This window comes from Jiangella asiatica (assembly GCF_004349065.1).
Lineage (GTDB): Bacteria > Actinomycetota > Actinomycetes > Jiangellales > Jiangellaceae > Jiangella > Jiangella asiatica.
On record NZ_SMKZ01000037.1, the window covers coordinates 21,468 to 39,699 of the forward strand.

Consider the following 18,232-nt stretch of genomic DNA (forward strand, 5'->3'; position numbering starts at 1 on the left):
CGCGATCAGGTGAGCGGCACCCGCAGCGCGGCGAGCCCGAGCTTCGTCGTGGCCGCGGCCTCGACACCGTCGACCGAGACCCGCAGCCCGGCGGACCGGTCGTAGGTCACGTCCACGCGGCGCCCGGCCACCCGGAGCCCGGTCAGCGAGAATGACGACAACCCGATGTCGAGCGGGTCGACGGTGAGTCCCCGGCCGTCGTCGTCCACGCACAGCCCGGCGACGTGGCGGACGACGAGGTCGATGAAGTAGGAGTGCAGGTAGTCGACCTCGTCGCTGATGGGCTCGCCGGTGTCGCTGTCGTAGTGCTCGACGAGGTACGGGGTGCGGCCGTCGCGCTGCTGGAAGTGCAGCAGCGCGTAGGAGCGCAGCAGCCGCCCGAACTCGGCGTCGTACCGGTGCCCGAACCGCCGGCTCGTCGTGCCGACGCCGTCGATGACCACGCCGTTGGTGTACGGCCAGGTCGGTCCGTTCCACGAGCAGCCGTTGCGGCCCTTGACGTAGACGCCGCGCCAGGAGCCGGTGGGGCTGTAGACGGGGCAGTCCGGCGCCACCGACGGCAGCGGCGCACCGGTGTCGAACAGGTCCAGGGCCGCGTCCAGCCCGCAAAGGTGCTCGGCGCCGACCAGTCCGGCCCAGTACGGGTAGAACCCGACGACGTTGCGGACCATCGCCTTCTCGTCGGTCCGGTGGTGTAGGTCGTAGAAGAACCCCGTCGCGTCGTCCCACTGCTTGGCCAGGACATCGCCGGCGACGGCGTCGGCCAGCGCGTCGAACTCGTCGAACCCCGGCACCTCCAGCAGCCGCGCCAGCGCCGCCACCCCGCGGGCGTTGCGGTAGTGGTAGACCGCCCGGTCGACGCGCTTCAGCGGTGTGTAACCGGAGCGGTCGCGCGGGTCGTCGGGGTAGTCGTCGAAGGCCCAGTAACTGGGCTGGTACTCCTTGCCGGTCAGGATGTGCTCGGTCTCGATCGGCAGCTCGTCGCCGCCGGTGGCCAGGAGCTCGCGCTCGCCGCGGACCTGCGCGGCCAGCGACTCCAGCATCGCCGCCGCGTCCGGCACGTCGCGGTGGACCTGCGCGTACTGGTAGCTCGCCCAGCCCAGGAAGTTCGCGTACGCGTGGAACTCCTGGCCGACCGTCCGGCTGCGGTACAACCCGTCCTGGCCCTGCGCCGCCCGCAGCGTGCGCCACAGGCCGGCGCCCAGCGACGCGTCGGGGTGCCAGCGCACGTCGAGCAGGTGCATCGGGCTGGACAGCGGGATCAGCTTGCTGAACTCCCACCCGGCCGGGTCCCACGGCGCCTTGGTCATCTTGTGCGCGCGGCCCTCGTAGAACAACGGACCTTCCAGGCCGCCGTAACGCGGCATCGCCAGGTTGTGGCGCAGCAGGAACCACCGATACGCCCAGGTGCGGTCGAGCACCGGGTCGCTGCTGGTGAACGACGGCGCCTGGTCGAACCACTCCTGGTACTCCCGGACCTGCCGCTCGACGACGGCGCCGGGCGCGTGCCCGCCGGCGGTGCCCGAGCCGTCGACGACGGCGTCCAGTCGGCCCTCCAGCTCGTCGCGGGTGTCGGTTCCCGCCAGCCCCAACGCCGCCGCGACGACGACCTGCACCCGCTCGCCCGGCCCGACCACCAGGCCGTCCCACAGCGCCGCCACAGACGCGCGCACCACCGCCAGCACCGTGAAGCCGTGCCGCTCGACCGACCGGGACCCGGAGCCGTCGGCGCCGATCCACGAGCGGTCCACCTCCAGCCGCAGCGTCACCGGTGTCGAGGAATGGTTGGTCCACACCTGCTGCGACACCGCACAGTCGGACCAGGTGACGAACTTGTCCTCGACCAGCTCGACCCCGGATGCCGAGGACGCGCTGACCGACAGGTGGCTGGGCCGCCACCGCGTCTCCCACGGCTCCACCAGCTCCGCGCCGGTGACCGTGAACAGCAGCGGGAGGTTGAGCTTGTGCACCAGGTCGATCGCGCCGACGAAGCCCGGCCGTGGTTCCAGGTAGTCCGCCCACAGCCGGGCTCCGGTCGGCCCGAGCAGGAAGGTGCCGGGCCGGGTCCGCAGCCCGCGCCGCCCGGTGGCCAGTGCGTGGTCGATCGACTCCACGGGGCGGGTCAGTCTCGCGCCAGGTCAGCGCCTTGTGCCGCGCCGAGGTGCGCCGCCGCGGCCCGTTCGAGGTGCAGCAGGTCGGAGCTGACGGTCGCGAACGTGAAGCCCTGCCCCAGGCGCCGGTGCGCGGTGGCTCCGTCCGGGCAGTGGATGCCGGCGGCGATGCCGTTCGCCTCAGCCGCGGCGGCGACCCTGGCCGCGGCCTCGTCCAGCGCGCCGGCCACCGCGGCGTCCGTCGACGACGCACCGCCCAGCGCCAGCGTGAGGTCGGACGGCCCGACGTAGACGCCGTCCAGGCCGGGGGTTGCCGCGATCGCTTCGACGTTGTCCAGCGCGGTCATCGTCTCGACCATTACGACGCACAGCACGTGCGCGTTCGCCGCGGCCGGCGCCGGCCCGATGCGCAGCCCGGAGCGCATCGGCCCGTAGCTGCGCCCGCCCGCCGGTGGGTACCGGCAGGCCCGGACGGCGCCCGCGGCCTCGTCCGCGGTGTCGACCAGCGGGACGATGACGCCGTGCGCGCCGGCGTCGAGGGCCTGCCCGATGTAGGTGAGGTCGTTGGCGGGCACCCGGACCAGGCCAGCGCTGCGACCGCCGGCCTCGATGGCCATCAGCGCGGCCAGCCAGCCCTTGTAGTCGAGCAGGCCGTGCTGGGCGTCGACGCCGACGTAGTCGTAGCCGAGCCGGGCGATCCGCTCGGTGCCGACCGGGTTGTCCAGCGCGATCCAGTAGCCGATGGAGCGCTCACGGCGGCGGATGCGCTCGACGGCCCGGACCGCGGCGGTGCTGTCTCCCAAGGCAGGGTCTCCCTCTTCTCAGCGGTTGTACGCGGGCATGGGACCGCGCAGCTCACGTCCGACATCGTCGCAGCGTTCGACGACGTCGGCCGGCAGCGGGCCGCGCGCCAGTGCCGCCAGGTTCGCCGTCAGGTGTGCCGGCCGCGACGCGCCGACCAGCACGGACCCGACCACCGGCTGCGACGCCAGCCAGCGCAGCGCCAGCTCCGGCAGCCCGATGCCGGCGTCGGCCGCGATGACCGACAGCGCGCCCACCGCGGCGAACATCCGCTCGTCCCAGTACCGTTCCCGGTACATCGGCGACAGCTTCGACGTGGCGAACCTGCCCTCCTCGGGCGCGGCCTCGAAGGTGTACCGGCCCGACAACAGCCCCCCACCGAGCGGGTTGTACACGATGGTCTCGATGCCGCTGGCCTGGGCGAACGCGACGTACTCGTCGTCGATGCGCCGGGCCACCAGGTTGTAGAGCTGCTGCGCGACCACGGGCCCGGGCAGTCCGGCCGCGGTGAACAGCTGACGCAGCTCGGCGATCTGCCAGGCGGCGAAGTTCGACACGCCGACCCCGCCGACCAGCCCGTCGCGCACCAGCCCGGCGACCGCCTCCACGGTCTCGGCGAACGGTGTGGCCGGGTCGGGCTGGTGCAGATAGAACAGGTCGACGCGGTCCAGGCGCAGCCGCTTCAGGCTTCCCTCGAGGCACGACCGCAGCGCCCGCGCCGACAGCGGCGGGGCGTCGCCGGCGTCCGGGTGCGCGATGCCGGCCTTCGTGGCCACCGAGAACACGCCGGGCCGGGCCGCCAGCAGGGCGCCGAGCAGCTCCTCGGTGGCGCCGCCGGCGTAGACGTTGGCCGTGTCCAGCTCCGTAACGCCGGCGTCGCGCGCGAGGTCGAGCAGGCTGGCGGCGGTTTCGCGGTCGACGGTATCGCCGAAGGTCATGGTGCCCAGGACAGGGCGCGGAGGGGTCACGAGGCGGCTCCGGTGGCGGGGACGGCGGCGAACAGCCGGGGCTTGCGGCCGGCGATGAGGGCGGGGTCGAGCGCGGCTCGGCGCAGCTGCCGGGTGTACTCGTGCCGAGGCCGGCTCAGCACCTCCTCGGTGGGACCGTGCTCGACGAACGTGCCGCGCGACATGACCGCGACCTCCTGGCTGATCTCGCGGACCACACCGAGGTTGTGCGAGATGAACAGGTAGGCGATGTCCTCCTGGTCCTGCAGCTCCCGCAGCAGCTCCAGGACCTGCGCCTGCACCGAGACGTCGAGAGCGCTGGTGGCCTCGTCGCAGATGAGGATCTTGGGCCGGCTGGCCAGCGCGCGAGCGATGCCGATGCGCTGGCGCTGACCGCCGGAGAACTCCGGCGGGCGCCGGTCGGCGTGCTCACGCGTCAGCCCGACCCGGGTGAGCAGCTCGACGGCCCGCCGGCGCCGCTCGGCCCGGTCGGACACGCCGCGCAGCCGCAGCGGCTCGGCGACGATGCCGGCCGCGGTCAGGTGCGGGTCGAGCGAGCCGTACGGATCCTGGAAGATCATCTGGATGTCGCCGCGGAGCGGTCGCAGCTCGCGCTCGCCGAGCGTGGCGAGGTCGCGGCCGGCGTAGCGGATGGAGCCCTCGGCCGGCGTCTCCAACCGCACGAGCGCGCGGGCGAGCGTGGACTTGCCGCAGCCGGACTCGCCGACGACGGCCAGCGTCCGTCCGGGCGCGAGGTCGAAGCTGACGCCGTCGACCACCCGGTTGCGGCGCCGGTCGACGGTGTAGTCGACGCAGAGGTCGCGCACCGCCAGCAGCGGCTCGCCGGTCGGGGTCATGCCACACCTCCGTCGGTCCAGGCTCCCAGCCGCGGAACGGCGTCCAGCAGCCGGCGGGTGTAGTCCTGCTGAGGCGCGCCGACGACGGCCTCGACTTCGCCGCTTTCGACGAAGCGGCCGTCGCGCATGACGTGCACCCGGTCACTGACCAGCCGGGCGACGCCGATGTCGTGCGTGATCATGAGGATGCCGGCGGACGTGCGGTCCTGCAGGTCCAGCAGCAGGTCGAGGATGCCGGCCTGGACGGTCACGTCCAGGGCGCTGGTCGGCTCGTCGGCCACCAGCAGGTGCGGATCGATGGCCAGCGCGATCGCGATGAGCACCCGCTGCAGCATGCCTCCGGAGAGCTGATGCGGGTAGGCGTCGAGCTGACGGCGCGGGTCGGTGATGCGCACGGAGTCCAGCAGGTCGGTGGCGCGCTCGCGGCGGGCGGAGCGGGACAGTCCCGGTTCGCTGCGGGCCAGCACCTCGCCGAGCTGCCGGCCCACCGTGGCGACCGGGCTGAGCGCCGTCATGGGGTCCTGCGGAATCATCGCGATGGTGCGCCCGCGCAGCTTGCCCGCCTCACGCGGCCGGGCCACGACGTCGACGCCGTCCACCACGCACCGGCCGGACACCACCGCCAGCCGCTCCGGCAGTAGGGCCTGCACCGCCATCGCGGTAGTGGACTTGCCGCTGCCGGACTCGCCGATCAGCGTGACCGTCTCGGACCGGTCGACGGTGAACGAGATGCCGTCGACCGCGCGGACGACCCCGGCCTCGGTCATCAGCTCCACCTGCAGGTCCTGCACGTCGAGCAGCGTCATTGCGGCTCTCCCTTCCCGCCGCGCGACCGCGACACCCGGTCGCGCAGCCCGTCGCCGAGGAGGTTGACCCCGACCACCAGCAGCACGATGACCAGGCCGGTCAGCGTCACCAGCCACCACGAGGTGGTGATGTAGCCCTGGCCGTCGGCGATGATGCGGCCCCACGTCGGGTGCGGCCGCTCGACGCCGGCGCCGAGGAAGCTGAGCGCACTCTCCAGCAGTACCGCCTGTGCCAGGAGCAGCAGCATGACCACGACCACCTGGTTGACGATGTTCGGTACCACGTGGCGGACCAGGACGCCCGCCCGGCGCAGGCCGAGCACCCGGGCCGCGGCAACGTACGGCTTCTCCCGCTCGACCAACACCATGGCGCGGGTGAGCCGGGCCGGCTCCGGCCACTGCGCGAACGCGATGACCAGCGTGATCACCGTGATCGACGGACCGAACAGGGCCACCACGAGCAGGAGCAGGAGCAGCAGCGGCACCGACAGCTGCGCCTCGAGCAGCCGGGAGACGACGGCATCGACCCACCGTCCGTAATAGCCCGCGGCCGCGCCCGCGACGACACCGACGACGCCGGAGACCAGCACCGCGAGCACGCCGATGGTCAGTGACACCTGGCCGCCGTGCAGAATCCGCGAGAGCAGGTCGCGGCCGAGCTGGTCGGTGCCGAACAGATGGCCGTCGGTGAACGGCGGCAGCCGGCGCTGGGAGAGGTCCTGTTCGAGCGGGTCCGGCAGCGGCAGCACGTTCGCCAGCAGGATCGGGACCACCACCACGCCGGCCAGCACCGAGCCCAGGACGATCTTGAGCCGGCTGGCGCGTCGCCGCAGCGCCGCCGCCGAGTGCTCGAGCCGGTCCGGTGTGACGGCGCTCGGACGGGCCGCCTGCACCTCGGATGTCATCGCGACACCGCCTTTCCGACGCGCACCCGCGGATCGAGCAACGGGTACAGCAGGTCGACGAGCAGTTGTACCCCGATGGCCAGCAGGCTGGTCACCAGCACGGTGGCCTGGATGAGCGGGTAGTCGCGCGTCTCCAGGGCCCGCACCACCAGTGAACCGATGCCCGGCCAGGCGAACACCACCTCGACCACGACGACCCCGTTGAGCATCGACGCGAACCTGGTGCCCAGCGCCGTCAACACCGGGATGGACGAGTTGGCGAACGCGTACCGCCAGGTCAGCGCGCGCTCGGCTGAGCCGCGCGAACGCGCCACCGTGACGTACGGAGCGGCCAGGTTGGCGGCCATCTCGCGGTGCACCAGCCGCGAGATCAGCGCCACTTGCAGCAGTGCGATGGTGACGGCCGGCAGCACCAGCCCCGACCAGGTGGTGAAGCCGGACGCGGGGAAGATCGGCACGACCACGGCCAGCAGTGTCAGCAGCATGATGCCGGTCCAGAACTCCGGCATGGACTGCCCGGCGATGGTGCCGACGTTGGCGCCGAGGTCCCAGCCGGTGTTGGCCCGCCGGGCGGTGAACACCCCGAGCGGGATGGCGACCAGAGCCGTCAGCAGGATCGCCGCACCGGCCAGGGTGATGGTGTAGGGCAGCCGCTCCAGCACGACGTCCAGCGCCGGCTCGCGGAACGAGTACGACATGCCCAGGTCGCCCTGCAACAGCCCGGTGATGAAGTGCCAGTACTGCTGCGGGACGGAGTCGACCAGACCCATCTCCTCGCGGATGGCCTGCAGGTCCTCCGTCGTCGCCAGCGGCCCGCCCACGGCCGCGGCCGGGTCGCCCGGCGCGAGGCGGACCAGCACGAACACCGTCGAGACGATGAGGAAGACGGTCAGCAGGCTCTGCGCGATGCGAAGTGCCAGGTAGCGGGCCACGGGTCAGCCCTCCTCGAGCCGCACCGCGGCGAGGTCGTAGGAGTTGATGGGCAGCAGGTCCAGGCCGCTCACGGTGTCGCGGTGTGCCAGCAGCACGTCCTGCGTGAACGCCCACATCGCCGGCCAGAGGTCCCAGATGGAGCGCTGGACGTCCTCCAGCAGCACCGCCCGGCGTTCGTCGTCGGTCTCGGCCGCGGCCGCCGTGATGCCGCCGGCGATGTCGTCGTAGACGAAGCCCATGAACGCGTCGCCGGTGGCTTCCATCTCCGGGGTGCCGGCGAACAGGCCCTGCAGACTGGTCAGCGCCAGTCCGGTCTGGTTGCCGTAGCCGTTGCCGATGATGTCGAAGTCGCCGCCGCGGCCCTGCCGCCAGGTGGGGAGGTCGCCGCCGGGCTCGAACTGGCGCAGGTGCGCCCGCACGCCGATGTCGCCGAGCATCTGCGCGACCGCCTCCATGACGTAGGCGTCGGAGGCGAACTCACCGGACTCCCAGATGATGGTGAGCTCGAGGTCGTCCACACCCTCGGCGTCGAGCATCTGCCGGGCCCGGCGTGGGTCGAACTCGAAGCTCCCGACCTCGTACGCGCCGTCCAGGCTGAGCGGGACGACGCCGTCGGTGGGTGTGACGCTGTCGAGCAGCACGTCGCGCACGATGCTCGGGCCGTCGATGGCCAAGCTCAGCGCCCGCCGGACCGCCGGGCGGGAGAGCGGGTGCTCCGGCGGCTTGCGGAAGTTGTAGAAGAGCTGGACCAGGCGGGTTCCCTGAGCCTGCAGGAGGTTCATGCCGGGCAGCCCGTCGAGCTGCTCGGCGGAGTCGGGGGAGATGGAGTCGATGACGTCGACCTCGCCGCTGCGCAGTGCGAGCACCCGGCTGGTCTCCTCGGGCAGGAAGCGGATGCTCACCCGCTCCACGCCCGGCGCCGGGCCCCAGTAGTCGGGGTTGGCCCGCAGCGTGTAGTCGCCGGTGCCGCGGTTGGCCTCGGTGACCAGGTACGGGCCGGAACCGACGCCGTCGGACAGCTCCTCCGGCAGGTTCGCCGCGGCCGGGGAGATGAGGATGTTGCTCATCAGGGCGTCGAGACCGACCAGCGGCCGCTGGGTCACGAGGTCGAACGTCTGGTCGTCGACCTGCTCGACCTGCGGCCACTCCGGGAACTGGTTGCCGACGAAGGACGCCTCTACCTGCTGGTACATCTCCAGCGCGGTGGCGACGTCGGCGACAGTGACCGGCGTGCCGTCGGAGTACACGGCCTCGGGGCGCAGCCGCACCCGCCACGCGGTGGGCGAGGCGAGCTCGAAGCTCTCGGCCAGCACCGGCTCCGGCCGCAGCCCGTCGCCGATGCGTGTCAGCGCCTGGCGTACCGCGCGCTGGACCGTGACGTGCGCGTCGAACTGGTTGAGCTTGTTGTCCAGGCTGACCAGCGACCGGTTCAGCGCCAGCGTCAGAGTGCCGGCGCCGGACGTGCCGGTCGGGCCGGCGCAGGCCGCGAGGACCGGGCCGAGCGCCAGGCCGGCGCTGGTCGCGAACCCGGCCCGCAGGAGGTCGCGTCGGCTCATGCCGCGACGCGACCGACCACTGCCGTCCATCGTCACCTCCGGAAGTCCGCGAGTCGTGCGGATCACATTGGCACCTTTGCGCGAAACGCGCAAGTAACGTAGCGTTCACTCTCGTCCGGGAGGGTTCGGCCGCGGACCATCGCGCAAGGCGTGCAAAGCGGGCGAAGTGGCAGGAAGGAGCCTTGATCATGGTGGCTCCCGTGCTGCTCGTGGCGGACGACCTGACCGGGTCGGCCGAGGCTGCGGCCGCTTTCCTCCCGCGCACTGTGCGCATTCGATGGTGGTCGGAGCTGCGCGAGACGCGCGATTCTGGCGACGGTCGCGAGGGTGATGTACTCGCCGTCGACACCGACTCACGGTACGTGCGCGCGGACGAGGCCGCCCGGCGCTGCCGGTCCGCGCTGGCGTTGCTGCCGGCCGGCGGCACCGTCGTCAAGAAGGTCGACTCCACGCTGCGCGGACCACTGGCCGCCGAGCTGGCGGCGCTGCGTGCCGACGGCGCGCCGCTGGTCGTCGCGCCAGCGCTGCCCGCCCTGGGCCGGACCGTCATCGGGGGAGCGGTCCGGGTCGACGGCGTGCCGCTGGAGCGCAGCGCCTCGTGGGCCGCGGAGTCGCGGCCGGCACCGTCGTCGGTGGCCGAGGCGCTGCGGCCGCTGCCGGCGGTCGTCGTCGGTCTCGACGTCGTGCGCGGGGCGGCCGACCGGCTGGCGGCGGCGCTGCTGGCCGCGGCCGACGCCGCCACGCTGCCGGTCTGCGACGCCGAGACCGACGCCGACCTCGACCACATCGTCCACGCCGGTGCGCTGACCGGGCGGCCGGTGCGCTGGGCGGGGTCGGCGGGGCTGGCGCACGCGCTGGCCCGCACGAGCCGGGCGCCGGCGGCTGGGACGACCCCGCCGGCGCCCACGGCCCGGCCACCGGCGCTGTTCGTGGTCGGCAGCGCGGCGCCGTCGGCGCGGGCCCAGCTCGACCGGCTGACCGGGTGGACCGACACCGTCGTCGAGCTGGAGCCGGCGCTGCTCACCGATCCCGGTCTCGCGGCCACGGTGGCCGGGCGCACCGCCGGACGCAACGCCGTCGTCCACCTGGCCGCGGCCGACGGAGCAGAACGCTCGCCCGACGTGGTCGCGGCGCTGGCCCGCGCGGTAGCACCGGCCGCCGCCGACCATCCGACCCTGGTGCTCACCGGCGGCGAGACCGCCCGAGCCGTCCTCGCCGCCATCGGTGCCGGCGAGCTGCTGGTCCGCGACGCGTGGGACGACGGCGTCGTCGTCAGCACCGCGCCGGACGGGCACGTCGTCGTCACCAAGCCCGGCGCGTTCGGCGATCCGGACACCCTGCTGCGAGTCGCCCGGCGGCTCACGCACGAGGAGGACACATGACACCACCACTGGTCGCGGTCACCATGGGCGACGGCGCCGGCGTCGGCCCCGAGGTGGTCGTCCAGGCGCTCGCCGACCCGCGGGTGGGCAAGCTGTGCCGGCCGGTGGTCGTCGGCGACCTCGCCCGGCTGCGCGACGCGGCGCGCATCTGCGGCGTCGACGTCGAGCTGCGCGCCGTCGCCGGGCCGGAGGACGCCACCTTCGCCGACGGTGTCATCGAGGTGATCGACCTCGGCCTGCTGCCCGCCGACCTGCCCTACGGCGAGCTGTCCGCCGTCGCCGGCGACGCCGCCTACCGGTACGTGAAGGCGGCCAGCGAGCTCGCGGTGACCGGCCGGGTCCAGGCCATCTGCACCGCGCCACTGAACAAGGAGGCCCTGCACGCCGGCGGGCACCGCTACCCCGGCCACACCGAGCTGCTGGCCGAGCTGTGCGGCGTCGACGAGGTCTCGATGATGCTCTCTACGCCCACCGTGAAGGTCATCCACGTCACCACCCACATCGGGCTCGTCGACGCCATCGAGCGCATCGACGCGCCGCTGGTCGAGCGGACCATCCGGCGCGGTCACGCCACCCTGCGCGACTCCGGCGTCGACGCCCCACGCCTCGGTGTCTGCGGCATCAACCCGCACGCCGGTGAGAACGGGCTGTTCGGCCGCGGCGAGGAGGAGAGCAAGATCGTGCCGGCGGTGGAGCGCTGCCGCGCCGACGGCATCGACGCGCAGGGCCCGCTGCCCGCCGACACCGCGTTCTTCCTGGCCAGCCGCGGTGACTACGACCTCATCGTGGCCATGTACCACGACCAAGGGCACGGCCCGGTGAAGGTGCTCGGCCTGGAGGCCGGCGTCAACATCACCGTTGGGCTCCCCGTCATCCGCACCTCGGTCGACCACGGCACCGCGTTCGACATCGCCGGCACCGGCGCCGCCGACGCCGGTAGCATGATCGAGGCGCTGCGCCAGGCGGCCGCGCTCGCGCCGAGCCCGTCCGGCCCGTAGCGAGGCGAGGTGGGATGAGCGAACATCCGACGAGCGAGTCGCGGATCGAGCGCGAACTGGAAAAGCTGATCGGGTCCCAGGGTCGCGGGCGGCTCCCCGCGCGCGAGCGCCGCAGCGCCATCGTCGACCTCGCCTGGACCGACGGCCGCGCCGAGGTCGAGGTGCTCGCGGACCACTTCGGCGTCACCGCATCGACCATCCGGCGCGACCTCGCGCTGCTGACGTCGCAGGGCAAGCTGGCCCGCACGTTCGGCGGCGCCATGGCACACGCACCCGTCGGCGAGACGTCCCTCGGCCAGCGCTCCCACGAGGCGTTCCGGCAGAAGCACGCCATCGCCGGCTGGGCCGCCGAACAGATCGGGACCGACGAGACCGTCATCCTTGATGCCGGCACCACCACCGCCCACCTGGCCCGGGCCCTGCGCCATCGCGACCGCCTCACCGTCGTCACCATCGGCCTCACGGTCGTCACCGAACTCGCCGACGCCGATGGGGTGGAAGTGCTGTGCCTGGGCGGTCGGCTGCGCCACATCAGCCACGGCCTGGTCGGCCCGCTCGCCGAAGCCGCCCTCGAACGGGTCAGCGCCGACCGCGTCTTCCTCGGCGCCGACGGCATCACCGTCGACGACGGCATCTGCGAGGCCAACCTCGAGCAGACCCGCCTCAAGGAGCTCATGATGGCCCGCGCCGCCCAGGTCTACGTCCTGGCCGACGGCACCAAGCTCGGCCAGCGGCCGTTCCATGCGTGGGCCCGGATGCCGGCGTCCTGGACCCTCGTCACCGACGAGGGCGCCGAGCCGGCCGAGGTCCAGCGCTTCCGCTCGGCCGGCGTCGACGTCATCGTGGTCGACGACCGCTCCCGCCCCGTCGACTGACAGCGCCCCGTCGCCGTCCCCTGCTCGCCGCGCCGCCACCCGCCCGGCTTCTCGTGATCAACGCGGAGGTGATGGGGGTGACGGGTCAGGGGAGCGGATCAGGGCGCGGTCGTGGTCGCTCGGGTGTGCAGGTCGGTGACGACCTTGCGCGCGGACAGGAAGGCGCCGTTCTGCCAGGCGGTGTAGTAGCTGAGGTGGTCACCGGCGAAGTAGACGTTGCCGTCGGGCTGGAGCAGGTGCTGGTAGGCGGCGCCACGGCCGCCGGGCCAGCTCACCCAGGCGCCGAGGCTGTAGGGCTCCTTGGGCCAGGCGACGGAGAAGGAGTTGTCGTACTCCTCGCGGTACACCTCGCCGTGGATCTTGACGCCCTGCTCGACGGCGCGGGTGGCCCGGTCGGGCACCGGGATGTTCGTGTACGCGCCGGAGTAGTAGCCGACCAGGACGCCCGTGCGCTGGAAGTAGCCGTACGAGGGGTAGTAGATGCCGGAGACGTCGAGGTTGGTGTGGGTGACGCCGCCGTAGATGTCGAAGTCCTCCTCCCAGAAGCGGCGCTTGAACTGGATGCCCATGCGGCCGCTGTTGGCGCCGACGGGCACGGCCAGCGCGTCCTTCGTCGCCTGCGAGAAGTTGGACGACAGGTTGCGCAGCACCATCGGCGGGATGGTGACGACGCAGTAGTCCGCGTCAAGGGTGCGGGCGCGCCCGTTGGAGCGGTAGCTGACGCGGACCCCGTCGCCGGTGTTGGTGATCGCTGTGACCGGGGCCTCGTAGGTGATGCGGCGGCGGCCGCCGACGGCGTCGGCGAGGGCGGCGCTGATGCGGTCCATGCCGCCGACGGGCTGCCACATCATCATGGCCTGGTCGAAGCCGAACTCGAACGCGAACCTGGTGCCGAGCTGGCTCTGCAGGACCGCTGACATCGACGGCGGCGGGCCGGCCACCACTCCGGGCTGGTCGCCGGCACCGCGCGGTTCGCTGTAGCCGCGCCGGTTGTTGCCGACGTAGCGGCCGCCGCTGAGCCCGCCGAGGCTGCTGGCCAGCTCGACGAGGCGTTCGGCGTCCTGCGCGTTGAGCAGCTCGTCCAGAGCGCCTTGGTCCACGGCCTGGGCGAGCAGTTCGCAGATGTAACCGTAGACGTCGGCCTTCGCCTGCCGGTGCGTGACCCGGGTGCTGGCCAGCGGTCCGTAGTCGGTGGTCGTGGTGTTCTCGTGGTAGTAGAAGCCCTGTGCGTTCGCGTTCACCATCGGCTCGATCGCGACGCCGAGCTCGCGACAGTAGTCGATGGTCAGGTGGTGGCTGGGGATCCGCGACGGCCCGGCGTTGTAGTACTGGCCCTGGTCGAACTGGCACACCTGGGTGACGCCGTCGGTGTCGGTGAGCCGGTCACCGCGGCGGATGGTCATGGCCCGGCCACCCGGCTTCGACCGTGCCTCCAGCACGTGACAGTCGTAGCCGGCCTTGCCCAGTTCGTAGGCGACGGTGAGCCCGGCGGTGCCGGCGCCCAGGATCGCGACCTTGGGCGCGGCGCCGTTCAGGTCACCCTCGCGAAGTGGCTCGAAGGTGTCCTGCTCGGCGTTGGCCGGCGACGCCAGCAGGCCCAACGCCTCCATCGTCCCGTACAGCGCTGTCGCGCCGCCCACCGCACCGACTCGCCTGAGAAACCTGCGCCGGCTCACGCCGTCCGGCGTACCTGCGGTCGCTTCCACGCGAAGACCTCCTCGATCGGTCGGCTCGCCGGGCGCAGGCCACGGAGGGGCGTGGCCCCCTCGGCGAGAACTGCCCCTCGCCCAGATCTACGGGCGAAGGGTCGAGAAGGATTGCAAACGTCGCATTTCGGATTACAACGTCAACGGTGAAGCCCCTGCCGGCACCGATCGCGGCCGCGCGGCGAGGTTCCAGGCGTCCAGCAGGCGGGCCGACGAGCCGCCGACCGGGCCGACCACGTCGGCCAGCGTCTCCGCGTCCGGCAGCTCGGCCGAGGCCACGGCCTGCACCGCCGCCGAGGCCGCGGTGATGGTCGACGAGCAGACCCGCAGCAGGTACTCCGGAATCTCCAGCGCCGGGTCGACGCAGCCGACGACAGGCACCCCTGCCGCGACGATCAGCGGGAACACCGTACCGGGAATGCCGATGGCCGCCTCCGCCCGAGCCGAGGCCTGCAGCGACGCGACCGGGCTGATCTCGTAGCGACTCCACAGCGACGGGTCCTCGCGCGGGTGCAGCCCCACCAGGATGTGCTTGCCGGCCGCCTCGAGCGCGGCCGCTGCGTCCAGGAGCAGCTGGGTGCCGGGCGCGGCGCCGCCGGTCTGGTCCGGATAGGTGACGCTGGTCAGGACGAGGACGGTGTCCGGCTCCGGCGCTGGCACCGGCAGCGTGTCGGTCTGCGGCGAGCCCACGACGCGCACCCGCCGCCGGGTGCCGAGGTGCGCGGCGAACGCCCGGCCCTCTGCCGGGGACGACGACGTCACCAGCCGCAGCCGGTCGCGCAGCTCCCGCGCCCGCGATGCCTCGGTGGCGTTGAGGTACGCCAGCGACGTCGCGACCAGCGGTACCCGCCGGCCGAACGTGGCGACGCAGTCGGCCGGCCAGTCGGTGGCGCCGGTGACCACGAGCAGGTCCGCGTCCGGGTCGTCGTCGAGGGTCACGACGGGTACCGTCTCGTCCGGCGCGATCTGCGACAGGTCCGGTACCAGCTGGCGCACGTCCCAGCCGCGTCGGACGATCTCCGGCAACAGCGGCCGCACGTGGTACGTCCCCCACGGCTCGTTGGTGGCGACGAGCACCCGCGGAGACGCCGCCCGGTCCGAGGGCGCGCCGAACGCCGTCGTCCTCCCGAGAGCGGCGAGCCCACCGGCGGCGAGCGCCCCGGCGACGAGCGAGCGACGGCTCGGCAGCTGTCCAGCGTCAACCATGGCCGCGACCGTACCGGGCGCGGTCGGCGCCGACGTGAACGCCCGGTGAAGCTCGCCGCCCGCCGCTGTTCGCCCGACCGAACCTCGTGCTGGGGGAGCAGGTCGTGGTCCGGGCGGACGCGAACGTCGTCGACGCCGCCCACGCACGCAAACAGGGCGCGGCGAGGCTGCGCCGGCCGCGTCGCTCCGATGCGAACCCGAGCAGGTGCTGCGCCACTGCCAGACAGATCAGCTCGGCGTCGGACAGCCGTGGCTTGCGGCCCGGCACATGATCACCGGTCCATCCCAGCGCGGGGAAGACACGATCCTCGACATCGACATGGAGTGCGGTCAGGAGGGCGTCAAGATCATTGGTCCCACTCTGATCACCGACGCCCTCCGTCCACGTCTACCGGCACCGACACGCCGCAAGATCAAATACGGCTCACTCATCTAGGTGCCGAGGTGGGATGCGAGCAGTTCTCGATCTGCAGGGCGCCAATTTTTTGTGATGAGCTCGGCGTGGCGTGACAGGTGTCGCACTGCTGGATTAGGTGAGGTCCGTAGTCGATGGGTCACCGCTGGGAGCGCCTCGAGACCGTCGTGGACGCGCCGCAGATCGTCGGAGCTCATGATGCCACGCTCAAGGTTGTGTCGGAGTATGAGTGGGTCAGCTTGAGCGGCAGGGGAAAACAATGACTTGCCGAAATAGTATGCATCGTGCATGGACAGTAGATCGTCAATATCTTGATCAGTTGCACTGTCGCCAAAAACGGCTTGACCGAGAAGCACGCGGAAGGCGTCGTCGGAAAGGTCGGGATTGCGGGAATATTCGCGATATGCGGTGCGATTGACGGCCACAAGTGGGTCGGTGTAGGGGTTCTCGTCCAGTCCGATAACTTCGATTCCGAATGGATGGAGTTGGCGCCCGATCACGCTGGTATCGCCGATTTCGGCGTGTTCGGGCACATAGGTGAAGAACTCGTGGGAGGGCAGGTAGCCGGCGAAGCCATTGTCTCGCGCGTACTTTACGCTGGCCTGCACGTATCGAGGCGACTTGTCGAGGACGTCGAGGTCGAAGTAGTACGCGTAGGACGCACGCTTTGCCAACTCCAAATTGACTGTCCATGGGGTGAAGAACAGGCCCCAGCGAGGGTCATAGGGCATATCTGCGCCGTTGGGTGCGCCAGTAAAGTAGTGCGGATAAACTAAAATCTGGGCACCCTGGTTGTGAGCCCATACCTCTTCGGAGATCTGCTGCACAAACTCGTACTCGATCTCGTAGTAGCGGGTGGGGCCGCCGCAGTCACCGCCGAGGCAGATGTCGATATCCGCGGACTCGATCAGAAGTCCATCGGCGTTGGGGTAGAACTCGAAGTACATCTCGCGCACATAGTCGAGCATAAATCTCTTGGTGTCCGTCTTGGTGGGGTTGAGGTTGTAGCCCCAAGAATGGATGCCTTGCAAACGGGCCAGGTTCCCGTTTGCCTGTATCCCCTTCAGGTCCGGTCGTTGGAACGCGTACTGGTTCGTGCCGTCGTAGGTGTAGGGAGTGAAGCCCAGCAGGATCTTGATATTGCGGCGGTGCGCATAGTCGATGAGCGGCCCGACGAAATTGTGACGGACGTTTTCGTGTTCCTTATTGTACTGCCAGGTGATGGGGTACTTGCGTGATCTGAATGCACCGCCTAGGTACAGGACTACATGGTCGACACCATCCTCGGCAAAACTGTCCATAATGGACCGCCATGTCTCGAGAGTTACGGTGGGAATTCTGCCGAACGTCAAGTAGTAGCCGCGTGATCCTACGCCCAACGGTGACGATTTGGTCGCTACGGCGGAGGTGGCGGGTTGCGCCCCGGCAACCAACCCGCCAAAGGGTGAGTTAGCCACAAGACCCGCTGCTCCTGCTGCGCCGGTAAGTTTTAAGATTTCGCGTCTGTTGAGCTGCTTCATGTGATCATCTCTCCTGACTCGGATGGGACGTGAAACCACGTCAGCGTGCCAGCGAAACGCCCTTTCCTTGGGTCCTGCCTTGGACGGGGTGCGACAAGAGGACTTCGACCGCGAGATGGCGAACTGATCGGAGCTTGTGGGTCTGGCCACGGACCGTCTCTATTTGATTGGTTTGTATGCTCCAACGGAACCCCGGCATTAACCCAACAGCGCAATCGAGATTGCGAGGCGTGTCGCGTTATGCAGTGGACCAGTTTGATTGTGCGGACGAAGGCCGATCTCACCCTGCGCAAGGCCCGGGATCTGACTAGTTTGGGCCTTTCATAGGGTTGGTGAGAGCGAGAGTTGTGGCGTTTTGGCTGGCCGTTTCGCGGTGATTCTTTGCGGTTCGGTGCGACAGGGCACCTGGATGTTGCCTCGGGCTGGGCGGCTCCCCCGGCTCACGGCTCCGTCGGGCGCAGCCGCGTGCCGTAGCGGGCAAAGAGCGCCTCGTTGTGCGCGTCGCCCTCGGGGACGTTCGCGGAGACGAGCACCGGCACCTCCGCGCCGGCCGCGAGCAGGAGCCCGCACACCTCCGTCACCAGCAGCTGCGCGATCAGCACGCCCGTCAGCGACGAAGTCGGGGTGATGCGGACGCCGGCGGGCAACGCGAGCGCGGCGTCTCCGCGCGGAGCACCGTTGTCGATCACCACGTCGGCCAGCTCGAACAGCCGCTGGCCGGACGGGTGCCGCGACGTGATCTGGCCGCTGTGCTCGGCCGACGTGATCGCGATGACGGGGTGCCCGCCGGCCTTGGCCAGCCGTGCCATCTCGACCACCGAGCCGTTGCCACCGGAGTTCGAGGTGATGACGAAGACGTCGTGGGGGTGAATCTCGGCGAGGTTCAGGATGCGCTGGGCGAGCGCCGGGTCGCGCTCGCACGTGGGGTCGAGGATCTCGCGCGGGTCGGCGCCGCCGTACATGACGAGGTCCTTGATCGAGAGCGCGTTCGCTGGGACGAGACCGCCCGCCCGGCCGACGATCTCGGCCGTGATCGAGCGGGAGTGACCAGTCGCGAACGCCTGGATCAGCCCGCCGGCGCGCAGTCCGTCGGCGATCAGCCGGGCGGCCGCGGAGATGGCGTCGGCCTGCGTGGCGATCAGCCGGTCGGCCGCTTCCCGCAGGATGCGCGCGGCGGCCTGCTGGCCGATCGGCTCGAGGTCGGTCGCAGTCAC

Annotated in this window: 15 protein-coding genes and 1 pseudogene; 3 read left to right on the top strand and 13 right to left on the bottom strand. The window is 71.1% G+C overall.

Going from position 1 to position 18,232, the window contains the following annotated elements:
* Positions 1-5: 5 nt before the first annotated feature.
* The 8 genes from E1269_RS22065 to E1269_RS22100 are packed head-to-tail and all read right to left on the bottom strand — an operon-like array spanning position 6 to position 8,916.
* Complete coding sequence (locus tag E1269_RS22065) at positions 6-2,114, bottom strand: MGH1-like glycoside hydrolase domain-containing protein (RefSeq protein ID WP_131898571.1); 2,109 nt, start codon at positions 2,112-2,114, stop codon at positions 6-8.
* 8 nt (positions 2,115-2,122) lie between these two features.
* Complete coding sequence (locus E1269_RS22070; protein WP_131898573.1) at positions 2,123-2,914, bottom strand: HpcH/HpaI aldolase family protein; 792 nt, start codon at positions 2,912-2,914, stop codon at positions 2,123-2,125.
* An 18-nt stretch (positions 2,915-2,932) separates the two neighbouring features.
* The gene (locus E1269_RS22075) at positions 2,933-3,850 is read right to left on the bottom strand and encodes an aldo/keto reductase (protein ID WP_131898575.1); all 918 of its coding nucleotides are present in this window, start codon (positions 3,848-3,850) and stop codon (positions 2,933-2,935) included.
* 26 nt (positions 3,851-3,876) lie between these two features.
* Positions 3,877-4,716 carry an ATP-binding cassette domain-containing protein gene (locus E1269_RS22080; protein ID WP_131898577.1) on the bottom strand — a complete coding sequence of 280 codons (840 nt, stop codon included), beginning with the start codon at positions 4,714-4,716 and terminating at the stop codon, positions 3,877-3,879.
* Positions 4,713-5,522 carry an ABC transporter ATP-binding protein gene (locus E1269_RS22085; protein ID WP_131898578.1) on the bottom strand — a complete coding sequence of 270 codons (810 nt, stop codon included), beginning with the start codon at positions 5,520-5,522 and terminating at the stop codon, positions 4,713-4,715. Before E1269_RS22085 ends, E1269_RS22080 begins: the two co-directional genes overlap by 4 nt.
* On the bottom strand, positions 5,519-6,427 hold the full coding sequence (locus E1269_RS22090; RefSeq protein WP_131898580.1) for an ABC transporter permease: 909 nt from the start codon (positions 6,425-6,427) through the stop codon (positions 5,519-5,521). Before E1269_RS22090 ends, E1269_RS22085 begins: the two co-directional genes overlap by 4 nt.
* Entirely contained in the window at positions 6,424-7,359 is a 936-nt protein-coding gene (locus tag E1269_RS22095) for an ABC transporter permease (protein ID WP_131898582.1), read from the bottom strand. The genes E1269_RS22090 and E1269_RS22095 overlap by 4 nt, the downstream gene beginning before the upstream one ends.
* A gap of 3 nt (positions 7,360-7,362) precedes the next feature.
* Entirely contained in the window at positions 7,363-8,916 is a 1,554-nt protein-coding gene (locus E1269_RS22100; protein ID WP_203433970.1) for an ABC transporter substrate-binding protein, read from the bottom strand.
* Between the two features lie 188 nt (positions 8,917-9,104).
* On the opposite strand from E1269_RS22100, the gene E1269_RS22105 reads away from it, so the two are divergent.
* Genes E1269_RS22105 through E1269_RS22115 form a run of 3 tightly spaced genes read left to right on the top strand, consistent with a single transcriptional unit; the run spans position 9,105 to position 12,171 of the window.
* A complete protein-coding gene (locus tag E1269_RS22105; RefSeq protein WP_131898584.1) occupies positions 9,105-10,298 on the top strand; it encodes a four-carbon acid sugar kinase family protein in 1,194 nt (397 codons plus the stop codon).
* Positions 10,295-11,296, top strand: a complete 1,002-nt coding sequence (gene pdxA, locus E1269_RS22110; RefSeq protein ID WP_131898586.1) for a 4-hydroxythreonine-4-phosphate dehydrogenase PdxA — start codon at positions 10,295-10,297, stop codon at positions 11,294-11,296. Before E1269_RS22105 ends, pdxA begins: the two co-directional genes overlap by 4 nt.
* A gap of 14 nt (positions 11,297-11,310) precedes the next feature.
* Positions 11,311-12,171, top strand: a complete 861-nt coding sequence (locus E1269_RS22115) for a DeoR/GlpR family DNA-binding transcription regulator (RefSeq protein ID WP_131898588.1) — start codon at positions 11,311-11,313, stop codon at positions 12,169-12,171.
* A gap of 98 nt (positions 12,172-12,269) precedes the next feature.
* Here the strand turns inward: E1269_RS22115 and E1269_RS22120 are convergent, their stop codons facing one another.
* From E1269_RS22120 to E1269_RS22135, 5 genes and pseudogenes are all read right to left on the bottom strand, one after another.
* The gene (locus E1269_RS22120; protein ID WP_203433971.1) at positions 12,270-13,877 is read right to left on the bottom strand and encodes a flavin monoamine oxidase family protein; all 1,608 of its coding nucleotides are present in this window, start codon (positions 13,875-13,877) and stop codon (positions 12,270-12,272) included.
* 132 nt (positions 13,878-14,009) lie between these two features.
* Complete coding sequence (locus E1269_RS22125; RefSeq protein ID WP_131898590.1) at positions 14,010-15,083, bottom strand: hypothetical protein; 1,074 nt, start codon at positions 15,081-15,083, stop codon at positions 14,010-14,012.
* A 178-nt stretch (positions 15,084-15,261) separates the two neighbouring features.
* Positions 15,262-15,417: pseudogene (locus E1269_RS34370) on the bottom strand (IS982 family transposase); the annotation flags it as partial.
* Between the two features lie 98 nt (positions 15,418-15,515).
* The gene (locus E1269_RS22130) at positions 15,516-17,018 is read right to left on the bottom strand and encodes a hypothetical protein (RefSeq protein WP_131898592.1); all 1,503 of its coding nucleotides are present in this window, start codon (positions 17,016-17,018) and stop codon (positions 15,516-15,518) included.
* Between the two features lie 440 nt (positions 17,019-17,458).
* Positions 17,459-18,232, bottom strand: coding sequence for a sugar isomerase domain-containing protein (locus E1269_RS22135; protein WP_203433972.1), 774 nt, complete (start codon positions 18,230-18,232; stop codon positions 17,459-17,461).

Coding starts and splice junctions, on each gene's coding strand:
- E1269_RS22115 (WP_131898588.1), top strand. CDS start 11,311: ATGAGCGAACATCCGACGAGCGAGTCGCGGATCGAGCGCGAACTGGAA.
- E1269_RS22090 (WP_131898580.1), bottom strand. CDS start 6,427: ATGACATCCGAGGTGCAGGCGGCCCGTCCGAGCGCCGTCACACCGGAC.
- E1269_RS22075 (WP_131898575.1), bottom strand. CDS start 3,850: ATGACCTTCGGCGATACCGTCGACCGCGAAACCGCCGCCAGCCTGCTC.
- E1269_RS22125 (WP_131898590.1), bottom strand. CDS start 15,083: ATGGTTGACGCTGGACAGCTGCCGAGCCGTCGCTCGCTCGTCGCCGGG.
- E1269_RS22105 (WP_131898584.1), top strand. CDS start 9,105: ATGGTGGCTCCCGTGCTGCTCGTGGCGGACGACCTGACCGGGTCGGCC.
- E1269_RS22080 (WP_131898577.1), bottom strand. CDS start 4,716: ATGACCCCGACCGGCGAGCCGCTGCTGGCGGTGCGCGACCTCTGCGTC.
- E1269_RS22085 (WP_131898578.1), bottom strand. CDS start 5,522: ATGACGCTGCTCGACGTGCAGGACCTGCAGGTGGAGCTGATGACCGAG.
- E1269_RS22100 (WP_203433970.1), bottom strand. CDS start 8,916: ATGAGCCGACGCGACCTCCTGCGGGCCGGGTTCGCGACCAGCGCCGGC.
- pdxA (WP_131898586.1), top strand. CDS start 10,295: ATGACACCACCACTGGTCGCGGTCACCATGGGCGACGGCGCCGGCGTC.
- E1269_RS22130 (WP_131898592.1), bottom strand. CDS start 17,018: ATGAAGCAGCTCAACAGACGCGAAATCTTAAAACTTACCGGCGCAGCA.